Below are 23,411 nucleotides of genomic sequence, written 5' to 3'. Positions count from 1 at the left end.
AGAGCCGTCGCGACGACGAATGGAGATCCGCGGGAACCGCGCGGGCCACCACCCCGTCGTAGGGGGCATGGATTCCGTATCGGTCACCCCGGATGCACTGTCGCAGTTACATCACACCGTCACCGCGCTCGCCGCGTCCGTCGTCGCGCCGCACGCCGCGGTCGCCGCCATGGCGCCGTTCGCCGCCACCATCGGCCCGATCGGGGCCGAGTTCGCCGAGGCCATCCTCGACACCACCACCCGACACACCACATCGGTCGCCGATCACGGGCGTCGGCTCGCCCTGATCGGCGCAGCCGTCGAGGCGACGCGGGTGGCGTACCTGCGCTCCGACACCGATGCGGCACGGTCCCTCGACGGGAGGCTCGCATGAGCAGCCCGATCGATCTCCTGGCCACGCCGATCCGCACGCTGTTGGCCTCGGTCGGAACCGGCGAGATGCCGGGCGCCGATCCCGCGGCGGAACTGCGCGACTGCTGCTGTCGTCTGGAGGGGTCGTCGCGCGACCTCGAAGGTGCGACGCAGAAGGCGTTGTCGCAGTGGCGGTCACGGGCGGCCGACTCCGCCGAGCAGACCATCGGGGCACACCGCCGCCATGGCCGGCAACTCGCCGACGACAGCGCCGACGTCGCCGACCTCCTCGACGAGGGTCGGGCGGAGGTCGCCGCGGCCGCCCGAGAGCTGCGGACCGTTCTCGACTCGTTCGTCACCGCGGCCGACGCCCTCGGGCCGTCGGTGTACACCCCGAACGGTGTCGCCGCGCTGATCCCGATCGCCGCCGAACACCTCCGACGCGCCCTCGCGGTGGTGCGGCGCACCCACGATCGCCTCGGTGCGCTGGCCCGGCGCGCGCAGCGCCTGGGTCGGCAGGCCGCACCGGCATCGATGCCCGATCTCGCCACGCTGATGAAACAGGTCGGCACGTCTGCCGGACCGTCGTCGTCGCGACCCGGTCGACAGACCGACCGTCCCGCCACCTCGTCCGGCGCGTCCACCCACGCGGCGTCGGCCGGCGATCCCCACGCGACCGCGCCCGCTGGGCGCCCACCCACCCCCGGCGCGGTACCGGTCACGTTGCCCGACGGCTCGGTCGCCTGGGCGCCGAACCAGCGTGCGGCCACGGCGGTTCGTGCCGCGTTGAGCCAGCGTGGCGTCCCATACGCCTGGGGCGGCACCACACCGGGGCGCGGACTGGACTGCAGCGCCCTGACCCAATACGCCTATCGCCAGGCCGGGGTCGAGCTCCCCCGGCTCGCGCAGGACCAGGACACCGCAGGGTTCCGTGTGGATCGGTCGGAACTGCTACCGGGAGACCTGGCCGTCTGGTCGGGGCATGTCGCGATGATCGTCGGAAACGGCCAGATGATCGAGGCGGGCGATCCGGTCGGGTTGTCACCCATCCGGACCACGAATCTCGATCAGACCTTCGAGGGCTTCTACCGCCCGCGATGACCGGGCATACGGTGCGAACGAGACGCACACACGATGTTCACCAGGGCACGTGGCCGCTCATCAGAATCGGTGGCTAGGCTTCGTTCCCATGGCCGGAGACATCGTACCGATCGAACTCGGATTGACCGACGGGAACGCCTTCACCCTGTGGGCGCCTCGGTGGCGTGAGGGTGACGACGAGTGGGAGGCCTTCCTCGGGCTCGACGAGGACCTCTACGGCTTCGGCGATGTCGCCCATCTCGTGGCGTTCATCCGCACCAACGACGACAACGATCTCGTCGAACACCCCGCCTGGGAGACCGTGGTGGGGTTGCAGGCCGAGGAACTGGTCCCCGCGGAGGACAAGTCGTACGACCTGATCGGTGTGCCCGAACTGGCCTCCGAGGACCCCTCCCCCGAGGTGATCGCCGAGCTCGAGGACGTCCTGGAGATCGTGCGGATCATCGGCGAGGTCTGCGAACTCACCACCGTCACCAAGTTCTTCAACGGCAACCCGATCCTGGGTGCGGTCACCACCGGCACCCGCAACTTCATCGGCAAAGAGGGCCAGGAGCTCTGGGGACGCATCGGCGGCCTGATCGACAAGCACTGGGACGACGTGGTCGACGCCATCGACGACGTGATCTCCACGCCCGAGGTCGACGCATCGGCGGTGTCGGTGGCCGAAGCCGAGCTCGAGGCCGCGGCGAGCGCCGAGGACGAGGACGAGCCCGGCGAGGACGACGACGTCGAGATCGTCACGCCCGGTGAGGATTCGGACGCGTCGGAGTCGCGCGGCCGCCACGCCGCAGCCGCCGACGACGAGGACGACGCCGACGAGCAGGACCTCGAGGACGACTTCTGGGGTGGGGTCGGCATCGACCCGATCCGCATCGTCACCGACGCCTCGGAGTACTTCACGCTGCGCTGCTACCTCGGTGACGACCCGATCTTCCTGGGCAAGGACGGTTCGATCTACGTCTTCACGTCCGAGCGCGCGCTCGTCCGGTACCTCGCCGACAACACCGACCACGAGTTGTCGGAGGTGAGCACCTACCCGGAGATCCAGGTGGCCGCCACCGACGGCTCCCTCGAGATCGACGTCTTCGACGAGAACGTCTACGTGCTCCCCGGGCTCGCCGAGGACATCACCGACGGCCCGCGTCGCATCGACCGCAAGCAGCTCGAGCTCGCGGTCGAACTGCTCAACGACGCAGCCGACTTCGCCGACGACGACTCGGTGTCCGAGGCGTTGGGATCGACCACCCCACTCGGGTGGTTCGTCAACTACGCGATCAACCCGGACCCGAAGCGGCTGGCTCCCAGCGGACCCTTCGACAACGAGTCCGAGGCGTGGCGCGCGCTGGTGCACGAGCTCGAGGACCGCCTCACCGTGAAGTGAGCGGTCGGCGCCACGGGGCCGGTCAGCCGATCAGCACCGCGTAGCCGGGCTTGATCACGTCGTCGATGAGCGCGAGGCGCTCGTCGAAGTGAACGAATGCGGACTTCATCGCGTTGACCGTGAAACGTTCGAAATCGGCCCAGCCGTAACCGAACTGGTTGTGCAGCGTGATGAACTCCTTGCTCATCGACGTGTCACTCATCAGTCGGTTGTCGGTGTTCACCGTCACACGGAAACGCAGACGCGCCAGCACGTTGAAGGGGTGCTCGGCAATGCTCGAGACCGCCCCGGTCTGCACGTTCGAACTCGGGCACAGTTCCAGCGGGATGCGCTTGTCGCGCACATAGTTCGCGATGACGCCCAGTTCCGCACCAGCGAACTGGTGGGCGGCGAGATCGGTCCCGGCGGGCAGCGTGATGTCGTCGATGACCCGCACCCCGTGGCCCAGCCGATCGGTGCCGCAGAAGCTGATCGCCTCATGGATCGAGGGCAGTCCGAACGCCTCGCCGGCGTGGATCGTGAACGGCGCGTTGTTGGCTCGCATGTACTCGAAGGCGTCGAGGTGTCGGCTCGGCGGGTAGCCCGCCTCGGCGCCGGCGATGTCGAAGCCGACGACCCCCCGGTCACGGAACCGCACCGCCAGCTCGGCGATCTCGCGGGACCGTGCGGCGTGGCGCATGGCGGTGACGAGGCAGCGGACCTCGATGCGGCGTCCTGCGTCGGCGGCCTCGGCGGCGCCCTCGTCGAACCCCCGCAGAACGGCCTCGACGACCTCGTCGAGACTCAGGCCGGTCGTCAGGTGTTGCTCGGGGGCGAAGCGGATCTCGGCGTAGACGACACCGTCGTTCGCGAGATCGAGCGCGCACTCGCGGGCCACCCGCGCCAGGGCGGGGGCGGTCTGCATCACCGCGACGGTGTGGGTGAAGGTCTCGAGGTACCGCACCAGCGACCCGCTGTCGGCCGACTCGCGGAACCAGCGGGCCAGACCGTCGGCGTCGTCGGCGGGCAGCTCGGAGTACCCGACCTCGTGCGCGAGCTCGAGTACGGTCGCCGGGCGCAGACCACCGTCGAGGTGGTCGTGGAGCAACACTTTCGGGGCCAGCGCCACCGACGACAGATCCATCGCGGCGGGGGTGGGTGAGAACGACGGATCAGCGGCGGCGGTCATGACCCGACGGTAACGCGCTCGATGATCAACGGCCCGCCGATCGTGGCCGACATCGCATCGCTGTCGCCGGCGGGCACGGGCCCGATGTCGACGGCGTCGGCGAGAGCGGCACGCGCGGCGTCGAATCGCTCGGGGGTCTGCGTCGCCAGCGTCATGAGCGGTTGGCCGCGCCGGACACGATCACCAGGCACCACATGCCATCGCACCCCGGCCTCGGCCTGCACCGGTGCCCCCTGGCGTGCTCGACCGGCCCCCAGGCGCCAGGCGGCCACCCCGACGGCCATCGCGTCGAGCCGTGTCACGACGCCGTCGTCGGCGGCGAGGACGTCCTCGGTGTGGTGCGCGGTCGGAAGCGGGGCGTCGGGATCGCCGCCCTGGGCGTAGATCATCGACCGCCAGCTGTCCATCGCCCGTCCGTTGCGCAGGTGCTCGGCGGGATCGACGTCGACGCCGGCCGCCGCGAGCATCTCGCGCGCCAGGGTGACGGTCAGCTCCACCACGTCCGCGGGGCCGCCGCCGGCGAGTACCTCGAGGGACTCCTCGACCTCGAGGGCGTTGCCGGCGGTCCGTCCCAGCGGTGTCGACATCGCGGTCAGCAGCGCCACCGTCGCCACGCCCGAGTCGGCGCCGAGAGCGACCATGGTCTGCGCGAGCTCGCGTGCGTCGTCGAGGGTCTTCATGAACGCGCCGGTACCCACCTTCACGTCGAGGACCAGCGCGCCGGTGCCCTCGGCGATCTTCTTGCTCATGATCGACGAGGCGATGAGTGGGATGGACTCGACGGTGCCGGTCACGTCTCGCAGGGCGTAGAGCTTCTTGTCCGCCGGAGCGAGACCCGCACCCGCAGCGCAGACGACCGCGCCGACGTCGCGGAGCTGCGTCATCATCTCGTCGGTGGTGAGGTCCGCCCGCCAGCCCGGGATCGACTCGAGCTTGTCGAGGGTTCCGCCGGTGTGGCCCAGGCCCCGGCCCGACAGCTGCGGGACCGCCACCCCGTACGAGGCGACCAGGGGTGCGAGCGGGAGCGTGATCTTGTCCCCGACACCGCCTGTCGAGTGCTTGTCCACCGTCGGCAGCGAGCGGTCGCCGCGCCGCAGACCCGTGAAGTCCATCCGCTCCCCGGAGGCGATCATCGCCGCGGTCCACCGCGCGACCTCCCGACGGTCCATCCCGCGGAGCAGGATCGCCATCGCGAGCGCCGACATCTGCTCGTCGGCGACGCCGCCGGTCGTGAAGGCGTCGACGACCCAGTCGATCTGCTCGTCGGTCAGTGCGTGGCCGTCACGTTTGGCCGCGATCACCGACACCGCGTCGGGGACCGTCATGACCCCGCCGCCGGGTCGGTCGTGCGGCCGGCCGACAGGTCGTCGGGGCCGAACGCGTCGGGCAGCAGCGTCGCGAGCGGGCGCGGTCCCGCGCGGTGGTCGACGAGGAGCTCGCCTCCGCCGTGCTCGAACAGGATCTGTCGGCAGCGACCGCAGGGCATGAGGATCTGACCACGTCGGTCGGCCACGCTGACCGCTCTCAGACGGCCTCCACCGGTCCGGTGCAGGTCCGCGGCCAGGGAACACTCCGCGCAGATACCCAGACCGTATGAGACATTCTCCACATTGCATCCGACGACGACACGTCCATCGGAGGTGAGTGCGGCCGCACCGACCGGATAGTCCGAATAGGGTGCATAGGCCGTGCGCATCACCTCTGTCGCCTTGTCACGCAACAGATCCCAGTCGATTTCTGCGGTCACCGTGGGCCCTCCCCGTCCGGCCTTCGCGGGGCGTCCGGGGCGACTCCCGGCGCCGAAACTCAAGTAAGGCAAGCCTTATTCGCAAACACCGCTGTTCGCGCTTCGACTCATACCGATTCTTACCGCCGTCAGCTTAGGTTTAAAGTCGATGAGGTAGGTCGACGATTGAGCCGGAGCACGCCGGGTTCATCGCATCCACCGCCGATGTTGGAGGCCATTTTTTCGATGAGTACTCAGACCGAGGTCGCGCCGGAGCCGATCCGCCGCCGCTCCCTGTACCGCGGTGATCCAGGCATGTGGTCCTGGGTCCTGCACCGCATCACCGGCGTGTCGATCTTCTTCTTCCTGTTCGTCCACGTCCTGGACACCGCGATGATCCGTGTGAACCCGGACACGTACACGCAGATCATCGACACCTACAAGTCGCCGATCATCGGTCTCATGGAGATCGGTCTGGTCGCCTGCGTGCTCTACCACGCGCTCAACGGCGTGCGGATCATCCTGGTCGACTTCTGGTCGAAGGGCCCCAAGTACCAGCGTCAGATGCTCTGGACGATCCTCGGCATCTTCTTCGTCGTCTTCGCCGCAGCCGCAGTCCGGCTGCTCGCGATCCTGATCGATCACGTCTAGGAGGGGAGGACAACGATGACCACCTCAGAAGCACCCAAGCTCGCCAAGACGGTCGGCACCGCCCACGACCGCCCCGCAAGCCTCGACAACCCGCGGTCGCCGCGGCGTCCGAAGAGCGGCAACTTCGAGAAGAACGCGTGGCTGTTCATGCGCTTCTCGGGCATCGCGCTGATCTTCCTGACGCTCGGTCACATGACGATCATGTTGACGCTCGACAGCGGCGTGCATCGCATCGACGCATCGTTCGTCGCCCAGCGGTGGAGCCAGCCCTTCTGGCAGATCTGGGACCTGAGCATGCTGTGGCTCGCGCAGCTGCACGGCGGCAACGGCGTCCGCACGGTGATCGCCGACTACTCGCGCAAGGACTCGACCCGCTTCTGGCTCAACGTGGTCCTCGCGCTGTCGATGATCCTGACCGTCGGACTCGGCACCTACGCGATCCTCACCTTCGACGTGAACTCGGTCAGCTGACATCCGTCTGACATCCAGCCATCAGCCACAGGCTCCAGAGGGGAACCACAGATGCAAGAACATCGCTACGACGTCCTCATAGTCGGTGCCGGTGGCGCGGGTATGCGCGCAGCCATCGAGGCCGGCCCCCGAGCGCGGACCGCCGTGCTCACCAAGCTCTATCCCACGCGCAGCCACACCGGCGCGGCCCAGGGCGGCATGTGTGCCGCGCTGGCCAACGTGGAAGAGGACAACTGGGAGTGGCACACGTTCGACACCGTGAAGGGCGGCGACTACATCGCCGACCAGGACGCGGTCGAGATCATGTGCAAAGAGGCGATCGACGCCGTCCTCGACCTCGAGAAGATGGGGCTGCCGTTCAACCGCACCCCCGAGGGCAAGATCGACCAGCGTCGCTTCGGCGGCCACACCCGTGACCACGGCAAGAGCCCCGTCCGCCGGTCGTGCTACGCCGCCGACCGCACCGGTCACATGATCCTGCAGACGCTCTACCAGAACTGCGTGAAGAACGACGTCGAGTTCTTCAACGAGTTCTACGCTCTCGACCTCTGCCTGTCGGAGAACGAGGCCGGCGAGCAGGTCGCCACCGGCGTCGTCGCCTACGAGCTGGCCACCGGCGAGATCCACGTGTTCCACGCGAAGTCGGTCATCCTCGCCACCGGCGGTTCGGGTCGGATGTACAAGACGACGTCGAACGCCCACACCCTCACCGGTGACGGCATGGGCATCGTCTTCCGCAAGGGACTCCCCCTCGAGGACATGGAGTTCCACCAGTTCCATCCGACGGGCCTCGCGGGCCTGGGCATCCTCATCTCCGAGGCGGTCCGCGGCGAGGGCGGCATCCTCCGCAACGCCGACGGCGAGCGGTTCATGGAGCGCTACGCCCCCACCATCAAGGACCTCGCACCTCGCGACATCGTCGCGCGCTCGATGGTCCTGGAGGTGCTGGAGGGCCGCGGCGCCGGACCGAACAAGGACTACGTCTACATCGACGTGACCCACCTGGGTGCCGAGGTGCTCGAGGAGAAGCTCCCCGACATCACCGAGTTCGCCCGCACCTACCTCGGTGTCGATCCGGTGACCGAGTACGTGCCCGTCTTCCCGACGTGCCACTACGCCATGGGCGGTATCCCGACCAACATCCGCGGCGAGGTCCTCTCCGACCCCGACACCGTGGTGAAGGGTCTCTACGCCGCCGGTGAGTGTGCGTGCGTCTCGGTGCACGGCGCGAACCGTCTGGGCACCAACTCGCTGCTGGACATCAACGTGTTCGGTCGTCGCGCCGGGATCTACGCCTCGGAGTACGCCGAGAAGGCGGAGTTCGTCGCGCTGCCCGAGAACCCGACCTCGATGGTCGACAACTGGCTCGAGCTGGTGTTGTCCGAGCACGGTCACGAGCGTGTCGCCGACATCCGCACAGAGCTGCAGGCGTCGATGGACGCCAACGCGTCGGTGTTCCGCACCGAGGAGACGCTCAAGCAGGCGTTGACCGACATCCACGGTCTCAAGGAGCGGTACAACCACATCCGGGTGCACGACAAGGGAACCCGGTACAACAGCGACCTGCTCGAGGCCATCGAGCTCGGGTTCCTGTTGGAGATGGCCGAGGTCACCGTCGTCGGTGCGCTCAACCGCAAGGAGTCGCGCGGCGGACACGCCCGCGAGGACTACCCCGATCGCGACGACACCAACTACATGCGCCACACGATGGCCTACAAGAAGGGCAGCGAGCTGCTCTCGGACATCGAACTGGGCTGGAAGCCCGTGGTGCAGACCCGCTACGAACCGATGGAGCGCAAGTACTGATGACCATCGCACCCGAGGTCTCGAAGACCCCCGCGTCCGACGATCCGCCGTTGCCGCCCGTCCCCGACGAGGCGACGATGGTCACCCTGAAGATCGCCCGTTTCGATCCGGAGAACCCGGACGCGCACGGCTGGGAGAGCTTCCGCGTACCGGCGCTGCCGACCGACCGCATGCTCAACCTGCTGCTGTACGTGAAGGGCTACCTCGACGGCACCCTCACGTTCCGTCGTAGCTGTGCACACGGCGTCTGCGGCAGCGACGCGATGCGCATCAACGGCGTGAACCGTCTCGCCTGCAAGCTGTTGATGAAGGACATGCTCCCGACCGACAAAGACGGCGCCTTCAAGGAGGGCAAAGAGGTCACCATCACCGTCGAGCCCATCCGTGGTCTGCCGGTCGAGAAGGACCTGATCGTCGACATGGAGCCGTTCTTCGACGCATACCGCGCCGTGAAGCCGTTCCTGATGACCAGCGGCAACGAGCCGACCCGCGAGCGCATCCAGAGCCAGACCGATCGCGCGCGGTTCGACGACACCACCAAGTGCATCCTGTGTGCCTGCTGCACCACGAGCTGCCCGGTGTTCTGGAACGAGGGCAGCTACTTCGGTCCGGCAGCCATCGTCAACGCGCACCGGTTCATCTTCGACAGCCGTGACGAGGGTGCCGCCGAGCGTCTCGACATCCTCAACGATGTCGACGGCGTCTGGCGCTGCCGCACCACCTTCAACTGCACCGACGCATGCCCCCGTGGCATCCAGGTCACCCAGGCGATCCAAGAGGTCAAGCGCGCACTGATGTTCTCGCGCTAGACGACTCGCGCATCTCCACCCGATCCCGGCGACCGATCAGGTCGCCGGGATCGTGCGTTGCGGGCCGCACTGCGTCCGTGCGATCAGCCCCGAGGGTCGTCGTCGGGATCCTCGGGCGGTGGGCGTTTGTCGAAGGTGACGTCGATCTGTTCGAAACCCTTGGCGCGCTGGGCCTTGGCCTGATTGGTGTAGGCACGGCGATCGCCGCGGGTGAGCACGACGTCGTCGGTGAACGGGGTGAGAAGAGCGCGGGGATAGAGCTTGTCGACGCGCACGCTGTTGATCTCGGCGGTGAACACCACCGAGATGGCCGTGAGGTAGAGGAACGCCATGAGGCCCAGTACCACGGCGAACACGCTGTTGGTGGCGCTGGCGTTCCGGACCACCCGTTCGACGTAGTAGGCGCCGAAGGTCTGCAGGAGTTGCCACACCACCGCCATCACCGCCGCACCGGGGAGCACCTGACGCATCGCGAGATCACGAGACGTCCCGATGCGGTATCCGTAGGCGAACACGACGGCGTTGATGACGACCGCGCCGACCACGGAGACCGCGGTCCACACCGACCCGAACGAGTCGAAGATGTTGCCCAGCAACGACAACGTCGTCGTCCCGGCGAGGGCGACGACCAGCACCAGCAGCAGGCGCACACTGCGGATGCGGGCGAGGAACGGGTTGGGGCGACTGTTGCGCGGGACCGCCCACACCGTGTTCATGGCGTTCTGCGTGGCCTGCCCGATACCCGACGCGCCGTACAGGGCACCGATCACACCGATGACGACACCGGTCGACCCGCCACCGAGGCGGCGCGGTTCGCCGAGTTGATCGCCGATGATGGGGAATTCACCCAGTGCCGAGTTGAGCAGCCGCTCCTGCAGACCGGGATCACCGGCGAGGAGGAACCCGAGAATCGTCGTCGACAGCAACAGCAGCGGGAACAGCGACAGGAAGGCGTAATAGGTGACCAGAGCCGCGAGGTAGCCGCCCTGGTCGTCGACGAACTTGTAGATCACCGCGAAGACGAAACCCACACCGCGGTTGCGACGCTGCAGGGCGTCGAGCCGTTTGAACACTCCCACCCCTCGTCAGCAGGTCCATCCACCGTGGACATGTCCACGCTATAAGAGGCCGCACAGTCACACCGCAGTCGGTTGCCAGGTCGGCTCCCTACACTCGCCGTCGATGACCACCCACCGCCTGCGTCGCGCCGCGTCTGCGCTCGTGGTGTCGGCCGCGGTCGTGTCCGGATGCGCCACCGCACTCCCCCACGACCTCGGCGGCTCCGCCCCCGCCATCGCGGGCGTCGCGGCCACACCACCGATGGGGTGGAACAGCTGGAACACCTTCGGCTGCGACATCGACGAGACGACGATCCGGGCGCAGGCCGATGCCCTCGTCTCGTCCGGACTCGCGGCGGCCGGCTACCGCTACGTGGTCGTCGACGACTGTTGGTACACCCCGACCCGTGACGCCGGAGGCCGACTGACCGCGTCGTCGTCGCGGTTCCCGTCGGGGATGGCCGCACTCGGCGCCTACCTGCACGCCCGGGGTCTTCGATTCGGCATCTACGCCGGCGCGAGCGATCGCACCTGCGCACAGTTGTCGGGGACCTATCCCGGGGCCACGGGCAGCCGCGGCCACGAGGCCACCGACGCCGCGACCTTCGCCTCCTGGGGCGTCGACTACGTGAAATACGACTGGTGCTCGTCGGAGTCCGATGTCGGCGACCAGCGCGACGCCTTCGTGGCCATGCGTGACGCGATCCGCGCGACCGGACGGCCGATGGTCTACAGCATCAACCCCAACAGCGGGATCGCGCTCCCCGCCGACGCCGACACCGCCGCGGTCCCCGGCGCGGCCCACGACTGGGGCGGTGTCGCGACGATGACGCGCCTCACCAACGACATCACCGCGCAGTGGAGTACGTCAGCGGGTGTCTCGGGATATCAGGGGGTTCTCGACATCGCCGCGGCGTCGGCGAGCGCATCGGCCGATACCCGCTCCGGACGATGGCTCGATCTCGACATGCTCGAGATCGGTGTCGGCACCGCGCTCACCGAGGCTCAACAGCGGTCGCAACTCGCGCTGTGGGCGATGGCGGGGTCACCGCTCATCGCCGGCAACGACCTCACCCGCATGGACCCCGCGACACGGTCACTGCTCTCCTCGCCCGGCATCCTCGCGATCGATCAGGACACGACCGCCCCGGCGCGGTCGGTGTCTGCCGACGGCTTGACACGGACCAAGCGGATGGCCGACGGGACAACGGCTGTGTCGGTCACGAATTCGTCCGCCGACGCCCGGACTGTGACGGTCGATCGCTCTGCCGTCGGTGCGCAGGGAGCGGTGACCGACCTCTGGACCGGACGTCAGATCGTCGACGCGGGCGCACCGATCCGCATCACCGTCGCCGGCGGCGACACCGCCATGCTGCGGATCGGCTGAGGTTCGCCGCCCACCGGATGCCGTTGCGCGAGAACGAGTGCGCAGCCTCAGTAGTGATAGGTGTCCGAGGGCGCCGGGGCGTGATCGGGGTCGTCGTACTCGGCGTGCACCTCGATGCCGTAGGACCGCGCCAGGTCGACGATCTTGGTCGCACGAGCGATGCGGGGAAGATCCGAGCCGTTGCGGATCTCACCTCCGTCGCGTTCGAACTCACTGAAGAACTCACGCGCCCAGGCGATCTCCTCCTGCGAGGGCGAGAGTCCCTCGTTGACCGAGGCGCACTGGTCGGGGCTCAGGCAGATCTTGCCGGTCATCCCGAACTCGCGGCTGACCGCGGTGGCCTCGCTGAGCTTCAACGCCGACGACCCCACCGTGGGGCCGTCGATGGCGCTCGGCAGGTGCGCTGCCTTCGCCGCGATCGTGAAACGCGAACGGGCGTAGGCGAGAGTGGCGGGATGCTCCCCGAAGCCGGTGTCGCGGCGGAAGTCACCGATGCCGAAGGCGAGGCGGAATGTGCCCTTCGCCGAGGCGATCTCACTGATCCGTTCGAGGCCGCGCGCGGTCTCCACCAACGCCACGATCGGGATGCCGGGCAGCTTCTTGGCGGTCTCGGTGACGTGGTCGACCGATTCGACCATCGCGAGCATCACGCCGCCCAGGTTGTCACCGACGTCGTGGAGCGCCGCGAGATCGGCCTCCCACCACTGGGTGCCGAACCCGTTGACACGCACCCAGTCGCGATTGCCCGCCTCGAGCCATCGGACGACGTTCTCCCGCGCGGCGACCTTGTCCTTCGGGGCGACGGCGTCCTCGATGTCGAGCACCACGATGTCGGCGCGGGAATGGGACGCGGCCTGGAATCGATCGAAGGCGATCCCGTTGACCAGGAGCCAGCTACGGGCGAGCACGGGGTCGATGCGGGAACCGATATCCTCGGGTTCGAGATCGGCGGCGGGTGTCGGTGGCGGGTTCATCACGGCATATCGTCCCACCGGTACCGACCGGGCGGAAATCGGGTTCGAGGTGTGCCGACGGGACAGACCGGAGCGGGGACGAGGAGCGCCACAGGTGAACAACGACGACAGGCCCGCACTCGGCCACTTCCCGGTCGCACGGCCGATGACGACGCGCTGGGCCGACAACGACATGTACGGCCATCTCAACAACGCCGTCTACTACCAACTGTTCGACACCGCCATCAACGCCTGGATCATCGAGGCGACAGGGGTCGACCCGACGCGATCTGCCGCGCAGGGCGTCGTGGTCGAATCCGGCTGCCGCTACTTCTCGTCGGTGCAGTTCCCCGAACCGGTGACCGTCGCCATCGCCGTGGCCCGTCTCGGTTCGTCGAGCGTGACCTACGACCTCGGGCTCTTCGCCGGGCCGACCGACTCCGAGGCCGCACCCCCCACCATCGCCGCACGGGGGCGGTGGGTGCACGTCTACGTCGACACCACCACGCGCCGACCCGTCCCGATCCCCGACGAGATCCGCGCACTGCTGACCACCGCCGACATCAGCGGCCGCACGACGACGTCCGACGAGACCGACACACGAGACAGGGACGACCGATGAAGATCGACGCAGCAGTTCTGGTGGAATCGGGCCGATCGCGGCCCTACACCGACTCGACCCCGATGGTGATCCGCGAGCTCGACCTCGACGAGCCCGGCCCCGGGGAGATCGGCGTCCGCATCGAAGCGGCAGGCGTCTGCCATTCGGATCTGTCGGTCGTCGACGGAAACCGCCTGCGCCCCCTGCCCATGGCCCTCGGACACGAAGCCGCGGGCATCGTGGAATCCCTCGGCGAGGGCGTCGACGACATCGCGATCGGCGACCGCGTGGTCATGGCGTTCCTGCCCCGCTGCGGCGAGTGCGCCGAGTGCGCCACCGACGGACGGCTGCCGTGCGCGCCGGGATCGGCGGCCAACAACGCCGGCACCCTCCTCGAGGGCGACCGTCGCCTGCACGACCCCGCCGATCCCGAGGCGACCGTGCACCACCACCTCGGGGTCTCCGGTTTCGCCACCCACGCGGTGGTCGACCGTCGGTCGGCGGTGGTCGTGGGCGCCGACGTACCCGCCGAGATCGCCGCGGTCCTCGGATGCGCCGTGCTCACCGGAGGCGGCGCCGTCATCAACGCCGGCAAACCCGAGCCCGGGCAGTCGGTGATGGTGGTCGGACTCGGCGGCGTCGGCATGGCCGCGGTGTTGACCGCTCTCTCCTTGGAGACCGGTGACGTGATCGCCGTCGACTCCCTGCCCGAGAAACTCGCCGCCGCCACCGATGCCGGCGCCGCTGCGGTCTACTCCCCCGCCGAGGTCGCCGAACAGGGCATCACCGCACCGATCGTCATCGAGGCCGCGGGCAACGCGAAGGCGTTCGAGACGGCCGTCGCCGCGACCGCACCCGGCGGGATCACCGTCACCGTGGGCCTGCCCTCACCGGATGCGCGGTCGTCGATCGCCCCGCTCGGACTGGTCGCCGGTGCGCGCACCATCGTCGGCAGCTACCTCGGCTCGGCGGTCCCGGCCCGCGACATCCCGGTGTACGAGCAGCTGTGGCGCGAGGGGCGGCTACCGGTCGAGAGGCTGATCTCGTCGCGGATCCGCCTGAGCGACATCAACTCGGCGATGGATGCTCTCGCCGACGGGACGGCGATCCGTCAGGTCATACTCTTCGACTGATCGGCGGCCTGCGGATTCGACTGCGGTGCACGGCCGGCCCGCACGCGGTGCCGGATGTAGAGGCCGAGTGCGACGACGACGAACAGTGCGATGAAGACGTACGAGGTGTACCCGAGATCCTTCTCGACGGTCTTGTAGGACTTGCCGGCGATGTAGCCGAGTGATCCGACCACGCACGCCCAGATGGTGCCACCGATGGCGTTGGCGATCACGAAGGTCCGCAACCGGACCTCACTCATCCCCGCGAGCCCCGGGATCAGCGCTCGCAGGGCCGCGATCCATCGGCCGAACAGCACCGCGACGGCACCGCGCTTGCGCAACGCCTCCCGGCCGCGCTCGACGTGCTCGGGTTTCACGAGGCGTTCGGGCAGCTTCTCGAGCAGGGTGGTGCCCCACCGGCGACCCACCTCGAACCCGATGAAGTCGCCGATGATCGCTCCGGCGACGGCGGCGACGAGGACTTCCCACAGCTCGAGTCGGCCGCCGTTGGCGATGACGCCGGCGATGAGAACCGCGATCTCGCCGGGCACCACCACGCCGATGAAGATCGAGGCCTCGAGGGCCGGGAACAGGAACGCCATACCCAACGCCACCCATGGGGGCAGGTCGAGCAACCATTCGACGAGTGCATCGATCACCCATAGACAGTAGCCGCGCCGGAACGCGGTCGACGAAAACTACCGCCACAGTTCGTGAGACGACTGAATCAGTCGTTGTGTTACCGCACAGAAAACAAATCCGTCGTTGTCACGCGTGATCACGACCGAAACCGTACTGTTCCCACATGGCAGTATCGAAGCCGTCGCCCATGCTCCCGGCCCCCGCGTCCGACAAGGGTCTGCGCGCCGGTTCCCTGGGGCTCGTCGGCAACGTCGTCATCGGACTCTCCGCCGTGGCACCGGCCTACAGCCTCGCCGCGACGCTGGGCTACGTCGTGGCCGAGGTCGGCACGAAAGCGCCGGCCATGTTCGTCCTCGCGTTCATCCCGATGCTGCTCATCGCCTTCGCGTACCGGGAACTCGGCGAGGACACCCCCGACTGTGGCACCACCTTCACCTGGGCGACGAAGGCTTTCGGTCCCTGGATCGGGTGGATGGGCGGCTGGGGCCTGGCCGTGTCGGCGATCATCGTGCTGGCCAACGTGGCCGAGATCGCCGCGATCTACCTCTTCAAGTTCCTCGGCCTGGAGTCGCTGGCCGACAACCTCCTCGTGAAGGTCGGCGTCGGGTGCTTCTTCATCATCGCGATGACCTGGGTCAGCATCCGCGGGATCCTCATCAGCGAGCGGATGCAGAACGTCCTCATCGCGGTGCAGTTCGGGGTCCTGATCGTCGCCAGCGTCATCGCGCTGGTGAAGGTCGGCTTCGACAAGGCCGGACCGCAGGCGATCTCACCGAGCTGGGACTGGCTGTGGCCGAGCGGGGTGACCTCCTCGCAACTCGCGGCGGCGATCATCCTGTGCATCTTCATCTACTGGGGCTGGGATGCCTGTCTCGCCGTCGGCGAGGAGACGAAGGACTCGACGAAGACCCCCGGTCGTGCGGCCGTCCTGACGACACTGATCCTCGTGTGCACCTATGTGCTGGTCGCCTACGCGGTGCAGTCGTTCGCCGGATTCGGCGAGACGGGTATCGGCCTCAACAACCCCGACAACGCCGACGACGTGCTGACCATCCTCGGTGATCCCGTTGCCGGAGTGGTCATGTCGTCCCTGCTGCTGCTGACGGTGTCGATCTCGGCGTTGTCGTCCACGCAGTCGACGATCCTGCCGACGGCGCGTGGCACCCTGTCGATGGCGGTCTATCAGGCTCTGCCGCAACGTTTTGCCCGCATCCACCCGAAGTACATGACGCCCGCGTTCGGTACCGCGGTCATGGGTGGAGCCGCCCTGTTCTTCTACCTGGTGCTCGCCCTCGCCAGCGAGGACACGCTCGGCGACTCGGTGTCGTCGCTGGGGCTGGCGGTCGCCTTCTACTACGGCATCACCGCCTACGCCTGCGTCTGGTATTTCCGTCGCACCCTGTTCGCCTCGGTGCGGAACTTCCTGATGCGCGGGCTGTTCCCGCTGCTCGGAGCACTCGCGATGACGTGGGCGTTCGTGCAGAGCTCCATCGACATGGTCAAGCCCGACTACGGGTCGACGTCGTTCGGCGGCATCGGCGGGGTGTTCATCCTCGGCGTCGGGATGCTGGTGCTCGGTATACCCCTGATGTTGCTGTGCGTGGCCGGCGGCCGGGAGTTCTTCAGCGGCCGCTCTCTCAACGCCGGCACCGAGGTGAAGGTCCCCGATGTCTACTGACACGACGAACTCCGTCGACTCCCCCGCGACGCCCGCGCGCATCACCGTCGGCTATCTGGCCACCGCATCCGGCGACGACGGTGTCGCACTCGCCGTCGCCCTGGCCCGCGCCACCGGGGCCTGCATCGATCTCGTGTGCGTGGTGCGGTCGGAGGAGCCCGACGGGACGCCGGGCCGCGCCTCGTACCAGGACATGTTGATCCGTCGCGCCCGCGAGTGGGTCGCGGCGGGTGCCGATCTCGTGCCCGACGACCTCACCGTCGAGGCCCACACACCGGTCGCGGAGTCGTTCACAGAGGGGTTGATCGACTTCGCGGACGCCTCCGGTGCGCGCCTGATCGTGGTCGGCGGGACGCGCGACGGACTGCTCGGCCGCCACACGCTGGGCTCCATCAGCTCCGAACTCGTGCACTGGTCACCGCTGCCGGTGGCGCTGGCACCCCGGGGGTACGCCGAGCGTGACGAGGTCGTCCTCGACTCCCTCACCGTCGCGGTACCGACGACCGGTCGCAGCGACAACCCACTGCCGTTCGCGGTGGCCCTCGCCGAGGAGGCACATCTCGCGCTGCGCCTGGTGTCGTTGGTATCCCTCGACGACGCAGGCGATCTCGACACCGAGACGTCGGCGCAGACCCGTGCTCGCCACATCTCCGCGGCGACCGACATCCTCGACGAGGCGACACGGCGCGCGCCGTCGACGCTGTCGGTGGAATCGGTGGTCGCCGACGGCGACACCCTCTCCGAGGCACTCGACAGCCTGCGCTGGGGTGAGGGTGATCTCGTCGCGGTCGGTTCGGCGCGCCTGGGCCCGCCGAGTCGCGCGTTCCTCGGATCGACGGCGGCTCGCATCCTGCGGAACACCACCGCGCCGATGATCGTGGTGCCCAAGGCCGCCGACTGAGGCGTCGGCGTCCTCGGTGGCCGGGCGACTAGCCGGTCGTCGCGGCCGCGAGGCGGCCGAGGCTGTCCCCGAGTTCACCCTCGCTGACGAGCGGGAACGTGATCTGCTCGAGCAGCTTCTTGTCCGTCACCTTCGACCAGTCGTAGGTGAGATGCACGAGGGTGGAGTCGGGGCCCTGGGAATCGAGCTCCCACAGCCATTCCCATCCGGGCGGCTCGGTGCCGGCGGGCGCGGTCTTCCACGCGATCAACTTGTCCTTGGCGAAACCGCTGACGTGGTTGTCGGTCTTGTACTCGCCACCCATGTGCGGGCCGTCCATGTTCATCGTGAACACATCGCCCACGGCACTGATCCGCTCGCCGTTCTCGTCGCCGCGAACGAAACCGGAGCCGTCGAGTTCGACGTGGCGCTTGGGGTTGGACAGGATGTCGAAGACGTCCTTGGCGGATGCGTCGATGAGACGCTCGACGGTGACGCTGGTCTGATCGGTCATGAGGGGATCCTCGCAGTCGACGGTGACGTACCCCACCAAACGTACGCGAGGTCGTTCGCCGTACATCCGATCGCGGACGATCAACTGTCGAAACCGATCGCGGAGCGATCAGCTGTCGAAGCCCAGCCCGACCTTGTCCATGGTGCGCAGCCAGATCCCGCGGCGACCCTGTGAGCGGTCGGCGCGCGCGAACTGTCGGCGTGTGATGGTGATGCCGATCCAGCGCAGTGGTTCGGGCGGGAACGGGATGGGCCGGGTGCGCACCATCTGCAGGCGGGTGCGTTCGGTGTCGTGACCGTCGACGAGGTCGAGCGCGGTGCGGGCGCCGAAATGCGATGCGCCGACGCCCAGCCCGGTGAATCCGAGCACCGACACGACCCGTCCGCGCATGCTGGTGTGCCAGTAGGCGCAGAACCGCGAACTGGTGTCGATGGCCCCGCCCCATGCGTGGGTGATCTCGATGCCCTCGAGCTGCGGGAACATCTGCAGCAGATGTTCGGCGAGGACGGCGAACTCGTGGTCGTCGCTGCTGTGGCGGTCGTCGCGGTCGGATCCGTAGCGGTACACCGCATCCCATCCCCCGAAGAGGATCCGGTTGTCGGTGGTGAGCCGGAAGTAGTGGAAGCGGTTGCCGCCGTCGGCCAGCCCCTCGCGGCCGTCCCAGCCGATCGATGCCCGTTGGGCGTCGGTGAGCGGCGCGGTCATCAGCACGTAGTCCCACACCGGGACCGTCCCCCACCGGTTCCATCGCCGCAGGGGCCGCGCCGCGGCCGTGGCCACGATGACCTTGTTCGCGGTCACCGACCCCCGCGGTGACTCGGCGTGGACACCTCGGCCACGGCGACGGAGGCCGGTGATCTCGGTGTTCTCACAGATCACGACGCCGAGGCGCTCCGCGGCGGCGGCGAGCCCCCACGCGAGCTTGGCCGGGTCGAGCATGATGACCGCCGGGTCGTGGGCGGCGGCCGCCACCATCGGCGAGCGCACCTTCGATCGGGCGTCGTCCTTGTCGTGGAAGGTGGTGTCGCGTCCCAGGGCGACGGCCTCCTCCACCCCGTCACGGACCGCATCGACCTGCCAGTCGAAGTTGGCGATGTCGAGTTCGCCGGTCCGTTCGAGGTCGGCGTCGACACCGAGGCGGTGCACCGCCTTCTCGATCTCGTCGAGTGTCTCGTCCCCCATGCGCAGCAACGTCGGCAGCTCGTCGGCGAAGCGCGACATCCCGTTCGACAGCCCGTGGGTGATGCTCGCCGAACAGAATCCTCCGTTGCGTCCCGACGCCTGCTCGGCCACCCGGTCGCGATCGACGAGGATCACCTGGCGGTCGGGGTCGGCCTCGATGGCCTGCACCGCGGCCCACAGTCCGGTGAAGCCGGCGCCGATCACCAGCAGGTCGCATCGACGGTCCCCGCGCAGCGCCGGACGGGCCTCGGGGCGTTCGGGACGGTCGAGCCAGAACGGTCGGCGCACGGCATCGGCGATCATCCGACGGCCACGTTCGGTCGGTTCCTCGGCCCAGGCGGAGACGGTCACGCCTCCTCCGCTGCCGCGAACACCGTTCGATGCCAGGGCTTGCGGGCCACCCCGGTGATGTCGCTCATCACGTGCTTGATCGAGAGGTACTCGTCGAGGGAGTAGGCCGACATGTCCTTGCCGAATCCCGACGCCCCGACACCACCGTGCGGCATCTCGCTGACGATCGGGATGTGGTCGTTGATCCACACGCATCCGGCACGGATGTCGCGTGCAGCCCGCTGCGCGCGGTAGACATCACGTGTCCACGCCGAGGCCGCCAGCCCGTAGTCGGTGTCGTTGGCGCGCCGGATGCCGTCGTCATCGTCGTCGAAGGCGCTCACGGTGAGCACCGGACCGAACACCTCGTCGCGGTACACCTCCGCGTCCTCGTCGACCTCGGCGAGCAGGGTCGGCGGGTAGTACGCGCCCGGACCCGACGGGACGGTCCCGCCGGTCACCACTCGGATGCCCGAAGCGGCTGCGCGCGAGACCATCCCGGCCACCTTGTCGCAATGGGCGCGGGAGATGAGCGGGCCCATGTCGGTGGCGGGATCGGTGGGGTCGCCCATCGTCACCCGCGACATCACCTCGGCGACGCCGTCGACGAAGTCGTCGTAGAGGGGCCGCGCGACGATGGCGCGGGTGGCCGCGGTGCAGTCCTGACCGGAGTTGATGAGCGCCCCGGCGACCGCTCCGTGGACGGCGGCGGTGAGGTCGGCGTCGTCGAACACGAGGAACGGCGCCTTGCCGCCGAGCTCGAGCTGTACGCGGGTACCCCGTGTGGCGGCGGCCGCCATCACACGCCGTCCCACACCGGTCGAGCCGGTGAAGGTCACCACGTCGACGCCGCGGTGACCGGCGAGTGCGGCGCCCACCTCGGCGCCGGTACCGGTGAGGACGTTCAGGACTCCGTCGGGGACGCCGGCCTCGGTGGCCAGGCGCGCGAGGGTGAGCGTGGTGAGTGGCGTGAGCTCGGCCGGTTTGAGGACGACGGTGCACCCGGCGGCCAACGCGGGCATCACCTTCCAGACCGCCATGCCCAGCGGGTAGTTCCACGGCGTGATCGACGCGACGACGCCGACGGCCTCCCGGCGGATCGAGGAGGTGTGGTCACCGGAGTACTCGGCGGCGGCCTTTCCCTCGAGTGCGCGGGCGAGGCCGGCGAAGAAGTCGGTGTTGTCGACCGCGCCCGGGAGATCGAACTCGGTGGCCAGACGGATCGGTTTGCCCGTCTGGCTCACCTCCTGCGCGGCCAGGGCAGCGGACTCGCGCTCGAGGATGGCGGCGAGACGCCGCAACACGGCACTGCGCGTCGCCGGCGTGGCACCCGACCAGCCGGGTAGAGCGGCGCGCGCCACGGTGACAGCGGTGTCGACGTCGGCGGCGGTCGCCAAAGCCATCTGCGCGACAGGTAGGTCGGTCGAGGGGTCGACGACGGTGTGTACGGGGCCCGCGGCGACGAAGTCCCTCCCGGACATCCATCCGGCGGGCAGAGTTGACGGCATGCGTTCGATCGTAGGGGAATGACGACGAAATGCACCATCAAATCTGGTCGCAAACCACTGGATCGGTGGTTTTTGTTGCACGAATCTGCGGAATCCGTCACGATGGCGCTGTGGCCAAAGACCTCGATCACGTCTCCAAACAGATCATCGAAGCGTTGCAGACCGACGGCCGTCGGTCCTACGCCTCGGTGGGCAAGTCGATCGGGTTGTCGGAGGCCGCGGTGCGCAATCGCGTTCAAAAGCTCAGCGACAGTGGCGTTCTGCAGATCGTCGCGGTGACCGACCCGTTGCAGGTGGGATTCGCCCGGCAGGCCATGATCGGCATCCGCTGCACGGGCGACTCGGTGGCACTGGCCAAGAATCTCGCCGAGATCCCCGAGATCGACTACGTCGTCCTCACCGCGGGGAGCTTCGACATCATGATCGAGGTCGTCTGCGAGGACGACGACGGCCTGCTGGACCTGCTCAACCGCACGGTCCGCACCCAGCCCGGTGTCACCGCGACCGAGACGCTCGTCTACCTGAAACTCGTCAAACAGCAATACAACTGGGGAACCCGATGACCACCACAGCAATGCCCGTGAGCTCCTCCTCCGATGCCGCGGGTTCCGACCTCGGCGCCCGCAGCGCCCGACACCTCTGGGGCCACTTCGCCCGTCACGGCGAACACATCACCCCGCCGGTGATCACGCGCGGCGAGGGGCATCGCATCTTCGACGACCGCGGTCGCAGCTACATCGACGGACTGTCGGGGCTGTTCGTCGTGCAGGTCGGCCACGGTCGTGAAGAGCTCGCGCGCGCCGCCGCGAATCAGGCTCAGACGCTCGGCTTCTTCCCGCTCTGGTCCTACGCGACACCGCCGGCGATCGAGCTCGCCGAACGACTCGCCCACCACGCGCCCGGCGACCTCAACCGCGTCTTCTTCACCACCGGCGGTGGCGAGGCGGTCGAGAGTGCGTGGAAGCTGGCCAAGAAATACTTCAAGCTGACGGGGAAGCCGTACAAGCACAAGGTGATCTCCCGTGCCGTCGCCTATCACGGCACGCCGCAGGGAGCGCTCGCCATCACCGGCATCCCGGCGATGAAGCAGGACTTCGAGCCGCTGACACCCGGGGCGTTCCGCGTGCCCAACACCAACTTCTACCGCGCCACCGAACACGCCGACGACCCGAAGGCGTTCGGGCGCTGGGCCGCCGACCGCATCGCCGAGGCCATCGAGTTCGAGGGCCCCGACACCGTCGCCGCGGTGTTCCTCGAACCCGTACAGAACGCGGGCGGCTGCTTCCCGCCGCCGCCCGGGTACTTCGAGCGGGTGCGCGAGATCTGCGATGAGTACGACGTGCTGCTGGTCTCCGACGAGGTCATCTGCGCCTTCGGGCGCATCGGCTCGATGTTCGCCTGCGACGACTTCGGCTACGTGCCCGACATCATCACGTGCGCCAAGGGCATGACCTCGGGGTACTCGCCCATCGGCGCGATGATCGCCAGCGACCGGCTCTTCGAGCCGTTCGACGACGGCGTGACCTCGTTCGCCCACGGCTACACCTTCGGCGGGCACCCGGTCTCGGCGGCCGTCGCGCTGGCCAACCTCGACATCTTCGAGCGCGAGGGCATCACCGACAACGTCAAGAACAACGCCGGCGCGTTCCGCTCGACCCTGGAGCGACTCAAGGATCTGCCGATCGTCGGCGACGTCCGCGGAGAGGGCTACTTCTACGGGATCGAACTGGTCAAGGACCAGGCCACGAAGGAGACGTTCACCGCGGACGAGTCCGAACGGGTCCTGCGCGGGTTCCTGTCGCACGCACTGTTCGAGGCCGGGCTGTACTGCCGCGCCGACGATCGCGGCGATCCCGTCGTGCAGCTCGCGCCGCCGCTCATCTGCGGGCAGCGCGAGTTCGACGAGATCGAATCGATCCTGCGTGGCGTCCTCACCGAGGCCTACAGCAAGATCTGACCGGTTCACCGGGAAGATCTGACCGGCTCACCGGGTGCCGACGCACAGCGGGCCGCCCACCCCGATCGGGGGTGGACGGCCACGCGGAGGACGGACCCGCCATTGCGCCTCTCGGCAGAAGGCCGCTCGTGGCGGCAAATGGGGT

Annotated in this window: 23 protein-coding genes; 14 read left to right on the top strand and 9 right to left on the bottom strand. The window is 68.3% G+C overall.

Annotated elements, in window-relative coordinates:
• Positions 1-67 precede the first annotated feature (67 nt).
• The 3 genes from OG579_RS21300 (at position 68) to OG579_RS21290 (ending at position 2,833) form a co-directional block, all read left to right on the top strand.
• Positions 68-373: a type VII secretion target gene (locus tag OG579_RS21300; RefSeq protein WP_328857569.1), complete on the top strand. Its 306-nt coding sequence runs from the start codon at positions 68-70 to the stop codon at positions 371-373.
• Entirely contained in the window at positions 370-1,452 is a 1,083-nt protein-coding gene (locus tag OG579_RS21295) for a C40 family peptidase (RefSeq protein WP_328857568.1), read from the top strand. The genes OG579_RS21300 and OG579_RS21295 overlap by 4 nt, the downstream gene beginning before the upstream one ends.
• 88 nt (positions 1,453-1,540) lie before the next feature.
• Entirely contained in the window at positions 1,541-2,833 is a 1,293-nt protein-coding gene (locus OG579_RS21290; RefSeq protein WP_328857567.1) for a primosomal protein, read from the top strand.
• 22 nt (positions 2,834-2,855) lie between these two features.
• Here OG579_RS21290 and OG579_RS21285 read toward each other — a convergent pair whose 3' ends face one another.
• Genes OG579_RS21285 through OG579_RS21275 form a run of 3 tightly spaced genes read right to left on the bottom strand, consistent with a single transcriptional unit; the run spans position 2,856 to position 5,748 of the window.
• Entirely contained in the window at positions 2,856-3,956 is a 1,101-nt protein-coding gene (locus OG579_RS21285) for an adenosine deaminase (protein ID WP_328859314.1), read from the bottom strand.
• A 41-nt stretch (positions 3,957-3,997) separates the two neighbouring features.
• Positions 3,998-5,326: a thymidine phosphorylase gene (locus OG579_RS21280; RefSeq protein ID WP_328857566.1), complete on the bottom strand. Its 1,329-nt coding sequence runs from the start codon at positions 5,324-5,326 to the stop codon at positions 3,998-4,000.
• Complete coding sequence (locus OG579_RS21275) at positions 5,323-5,748, bottom strand: cytidine deaminase (protein WP_328857565.1); 426 nt, start codon at positions 5,746-5,748, stop codon at positions 5,323-5,325. Before OG579_RS21275 ends, OG579_RS21280 begins: the two co-directional genes overlap by 4 nt.
• A 225-nt stretch (positions 5,749-5,973) precedes the next feature.
• Here OG579_RS21275 and sdhC point away from each other — a divergent pair, with 225 nt between their 5' ends.
• From sdhC to OG579_RS21255, 4 genes are read left to right on the top strand one after another with little or no spacing between them, the layout of a single operon-like run.
• Positions 5,974-6,378 carry a succinate dehydrogenase, cytochrome b556 subunit gene (gene sdhC, locus OG579_RS21270; RefSeq protein WP_082079961.1) on the top strand — a complete coding sequence of 135 codons (405 nt, stop codon included), beginning with the start codon at positions 5,974-5,976 and terminating at the stop codon, positions 6,376-6,378.
• Between the two features lie 15 nt (positions 6,379-6,393).
• Positions 6,394-6,849 (top strand): succinate dehydrogenase hydrophobic membrane anchor subunit, encoded by a 456-nt coding sequence (locus OG579_RS21265; protein WP_045822116.1) that lies wholly within the window; start codon positions 6,394-6,396, stop codon positions 6,847-6,849.
• 51 nt (positions 6,850-6,900) lie between these two features.
• Positions 6,901-8,655: a succinate dehydrogenase flavoprotein subunit gene (gene sdhA, locus OG579_RS21260; protein ID WP_055791333.1), complete on the top strand. Its 1,755-nt coding sequence runs from the start codon at positions 6,901-6,903 to the stop codon at positions 8,653-8,655.
• A complete protein-coding gene (locus OG579_RS21255) occupies positions 8,655-9,464 on the top strand; it encodes a succinate dehydrogenase iron-sulfur subunit (protein WP_055791336.1) in 810 nt (269 codons plus the stop codon). The genes sdhA and OG579_RS21255 overlap by 1 nt, the downstream gene beginning before the upstream one ends.
• Before the next feature lie 83 nt (positions 9,465-9,547).
• On the opposite strand, the gene OG579_RS21250 is transcribed toward OG579_RS21255, so the two are convergent.
• Entirely contained in the window at positions 9,548-10,543 is a 996-nt protein-coding gene (locus OG579_RS21250; protein WP_328857564.1) for a YihY/virulence factor BrkB family protein, read from the bottom strand.
• Between the two features lie 103 nt (positions 10,544-10,646).
• Here OG579_RS21250 and OG579_RS21245 point away from each other — a divergent pair, with 103 nt between their 5' ends.
• Positions 10,647-11,909 (top strand): glycoside hydrolase family 27 protein, encoded by a 1,263-nt coding sequence (locus OG579_RS21245; RefSeq protein WP_328857563.1) that lies wholly within the window; start codon positions 10,647-10,649, stop codon positions 11,907-11,909.
• A gap of 47 nt (positions 11,910-11,956) precedes the next feature.
• Here the strand turns inward: OG579_RS21245 and OG579_RS21240 are convergent, their stop codons facing one another.
• Positions 11,957-12,883 carry an HpcH/HpaI aldolase/citrate lyase family protein gene (locus OG579_RS21240; protein ID WP_328857562.1) on the bottom strand — a complete coding sequence of 309 codons (927 nt, stop codon included), beginning with the start codon at positions 12,881-12,883 and terminating at the stop codon, positions 11,957-11,959.
• 145 nt (positions 12,884-13,028) lie between these two features.
• Here OG579_RS21240 and OG579_RS21235 point away from each other — a divergent pair, with 145 nt between their 5' ends.
• On the top strand, positions 13,029-13,484 hold the full coding sequence (locus tag OG579_RS21235) for an acyl-CoA thioesterase (protein WP_328859313.1): 456 nt from the start codon (positions 13,029-13,031) through the stop codon (positions 13,482-13,484).
• Entirely contained in the window at positions 13,481-14,596 is a 1,116-nt protein-coding gene (locus tag OG579_RS21230) for an alcohol dehydrogenase catalytic domain-containing protein (protein WP_328857561.1), read from the top strand. The genes OG579_RS21235 and OG579_RS21230 overlap by 4 nt, the downstream gene beginning before the upstream one ends.
• Here OG579_RS21230 and OG579_RS21225 read toward each other — a convergent pair.
• The gene (locus tag OG579_RS21225) at positions 14,575-15,234 is read right to left on the bottom strand and encodes a DedA family protein (protein ID WP_328857560.1); all 660 of its coding nucleotides are present in this window, start codon (positions 15,232-15,234) and stop codon (positions 14,575-14,577) included. The two genes, OG579_RS21230 and OG579_RS21225, sit on opposite strands and share 22 nt — an antisense overlap.
• Positions 15,235-15,380: 146 nt before the next feature.
• Between OG579_RS21225 and OG579_RS21220 the strand changes: the two genes are divergently transcribed.
• Both OG579_RS21220 and OG579_RS21215 read left to right on the top strand, forming a co-directional pair.
• Complete coding sequence (locus OG579_RS21220) at positions 15,381-16,895, top strand: APC family permease (protein WP_328857559.1); 1,515 nt, start codon at positions 15,381-15,383, stop codon at positions 16,893-16,895.
• Complete coding sequence (locus OG579_RS21215; RefSeq protein ID WP_328857558.1) at positions 16,885-17,796, top strand: universal stress protein; 912 nt, start codon at positions 16,885-16,887, stop codon at positions 17,794-17,796. The genes OG579_RS21220 and OG579_RS21215 overlap by 11 nt, the downstream gene beginning before the upstream one ends.
• A 28-nt stretch (positions 17,797-17,824) precedes the next feature.
• Here OG579_RS21215 and OG579_RS21210 read toward each other — a convergent pair whose 3' ends face one another.
• The 3 genes from OG579_RS21210 to OG579_RS21200 form a co-directional block, all read right to left on the bottom strand.
• Positions 17,825-18,289, bottom strand: a complete 465-nt coding sequence (locus OG579_RS21210; RefSeq protein WP_328857557.1) for an SRPBCC family protein — start codon at positions 18,287-18,289, stop codon at positions 17,825-17,827.
• Between the two features lie 108 nt (positions 18,290-18,397).
• Positions 18,398-19,822: an NAD(P)/FAD-dependent oxidoreductase gene (locus OG579_RS21205; RefSeq protein ID WP_328857556.1), complete on the bottom strand. Its 1,425-nt coding sequence runs from the start codon at positions 19,820-19,822 to the stop codon at positions 18,398-18,400.
• Positions 19,819-21,309 (bottom strand): aminobutyraldehyde dehydrogenase, encoded by a 1,491-nt coding sequence (locus tag OG579_RS21200; RefSeq protein WP_328857555.1) that lies wholly within the window; start codon positions 21,307-21,309, stop codon positions 19,819-19,821. The genes OG579_RS21205 and OG579_RS21200 overlap by 4 nt, the downstream gene beginning before the upstream one ends.
• A gap of 110 nt (positions 21,310-21,419) precedes the next feature.
• Here OG579_RS21200 and OG579_RS21195 point away from each other — a divergent pair, with 110 nt between their 5' ends.
• Both OG579_RS21195 and OG579_RS21190 read left to right on the top strand, forming a co-directional pair.
• Positions 21,420-21,872 carry an Lrp/AsnC family transcriptional regulator gene (locus OG579_RS21195; protein ID WP_408068710.1) on the top strand — a complete coding sequence of 151 codons (453 nt, stop codon included), beginning with the start codon at positions 21,420-21,422 and terminating at the stop codon, positions 21,870-21,872.
• Positions 21,869-23,266, top strand: coding sequence for an aspartate aminotransferase family protein (locus tag OG579_RS21190; protein ID WP_045822106.1), 1,398 nt, complete (start codon positions 21,869-21,871; stop codon positions 23,264-23,266). The genes OG579_RS21195 and OG579_RS21190 overlap by 4 nt, the downstream gene beginning before the upstream one ends.
• Positions 23,267-23,411: the final 145 nt, after the last annotated feature.

Origin of the sequence: Williamsia herbipolensis (genome assembly GCF_036153515.1) — a bacterium.
In the GTDB taxonomy this organism is placed as follows: domain Bacteria; phylum Actinomycetota; class Actinomycetes; order Mycobacteriales; family Mycobacteriaceae; genus Williamsia_A; species Williamsia_A herbipolensis.
The sequence above is the reverse complement of the archived record's forward strand: the minus strand, read 5'-3'. Positions and strand labels throughout refer to the sequence as shown.

Bases quoted from the DNA above. Each gene is read 5' to 3' on its own strand.
- OG579_RS21290 (WP_328857567.1), top strand. From the start codon at position 1,541: ATGGCCGGAGACATCGTACCGATCGAACTCGGATTGACCGACGGGAAC.
- OG579_RS21255 (WP_055791336.1), top strand. From the start codon at position 8,655: ATGACCATCGCACCCGAGGTCTCGAAGACCCCCGCGTCCGACGATCCG.
- OG579_RS21240 (WP_328857562.1), bottom strand. From the start codon at position 12,883: ATGAACCCGCCACCGACACCCGCCGCCGATCTCGAACCCGAGGATATC.
- OG579_RS21210 (WP_328857557.1), bottom strand. From the start codon at position 18,289: ATGACCGATCAGACCAGCGTCACCGTCGAGCGTCTCATCGACGCATCC.
- OG579_RS21295 (WP_328857568.1), top strand. From the start codon at position 370: ATGAGCAGCCCGATCGATCTCCTGGCCACGCCGATCCGCACGCTGTTG.
- OG579_RS21220 (WP_328857559.1), top strand. From the start codon at position 15,381: ATGGCAGTATCGAAGCCGTCGCCCATGCTCCCGGCCCCCGCGTCCGAC.
- OG579_RS21190 (WP_045822106.1), top strand. From the start codon at position 21,869: ATGACCACCACAGCAATGCCCGTGAGCTCCTCCTCCGATGCCGCGGGT.
- OG579_RS21265 (WP_045822116.1), top strand. From the start codon at position 6,394: ATGACCACCTCAGAAGCACCCAAGCTCGCCAAGACGGTCGGCACCGCC.
- OG579_RS21285 (WP_328859314.1), bottom strand. From the start codon at position 3,956: ATGGATCTGTCGTCGGTGGCGCTGGCCCCGAAAGTGTTGCTCCACGAC.
- OG579_RS21235 (WP_328859313.1), top strand. From the start codon at position 13,029: ATGACGACGCGCTGGGCCGACAACGACATGTACGGCCATCTCAACAAC.
- OG579_RS21280 (WP_328857566.1), bottom strand. From the start codon at position 5,326: ATGACGGTCCCCGACGCGGTGTCGGTGATCGCGGCCAAACGTGACGGC.
- OG579_RS21230 (WP_328857561.1), top strand. From the start codon at position 13,481: ATGAAGATCGACGCAGCAGTTCTGGTGGAATCGGGCCGATCGCGGCCC.
- sdhC (WP_082079961.1), top strand. From the start codon at position 5,974: ATGAGTACTCAGACCGAGGTCGCGCCGGAGCCGATCCGCCGCCGCTCC.
- sdhA (WP_055791333.1), top strand. From the start codon at position 6,901: ATGCAAGAACATCGCTACGACGTCCTCATAGTCGGTGCCGGTGGCGCG.
- OG579_RS21200 (WP_328857555.1), bottom strand. From the start codon at position 21,309: ATGCCGTCAACTCTGCCCGCCGGATGGATGTCCGGGAGGGACTTCGTC.
- OG579_RS21300 (WP_328857569.1), top strand. From the start codon at position 68: ATGGATTCCGTATCGGTCACCCCGGATGCACTGTCGCAGTTACATCAC.
- OG579_RS21215 (WP_328857558.1), top strand. From the start codon at position 16,885: ATGTCTACTGACACGACGAACTCCGTCGACTCCCCCGCGACGCCCGCG.
- OG579_RS21245 (WP_328857563.1), top strand. From the start codon at position 10,647: ATGACCACCCACCGCCTGCGTCGCGCCGCGTCTGCGCTCGTGGTGTCG.